The following is a 303-nucleotide window of genomic DNA, read 5'->3' as shown; positions in this document are numbered from 1 at the left end:
TGTGATTAAATTTGACTGTAAACGGTGGTAATCCTTCCTGTACAAACCAAGCCTTATAAGCAATGATTTCATCTGTTGGACGTTTGTCTTCAAATCGAACTTGAGGCTCAAGCTCTGTGCTAAGAGAGTAAACAGGACGGTCTTGAGTGATATAGTTAAGAGCGTTTGCGGCACTGTAGCCAGATTTTTTGTAAGAGGTTTGCATATGAGAAATTCCTTTCAATAAGACAATAATTAGTAGTGGTGACAAGCTCGGTTTAATGTCATGAGCTGGACAAGAAAACAGCCCAAGCTGTGTACATC

1 protein-coding gene is annotated in these 303 nt (G+C 39.9%); it reads right to left on the bottom strand.

Features of this window, described 5'->3' with window-relative positions:
• A partial coding sequence (locus C1E99_RS11300) for a hypothetical protein (protein ID WP_105207609.1) occupies positions 1 to 205 on the bottom strand: 205 nt, incomplete at its 3' end.
• Positions 206 to 303: the final 98 nt, after the last annotated feature.

The sequence above is a fragment of the Streptococcus suis genome, from assembly GCF_002964045.1.
Lineage (GTDB): Bacteria > Bacillota > Bacilli > Lactobacillales > Streptococcaceae > Streptococcus > Streptococcus suis_U.
Note: the sequence above shows the minus strand (reverse complement) of the source record. Positions and strands in the feature narration are given on the sequence as shown.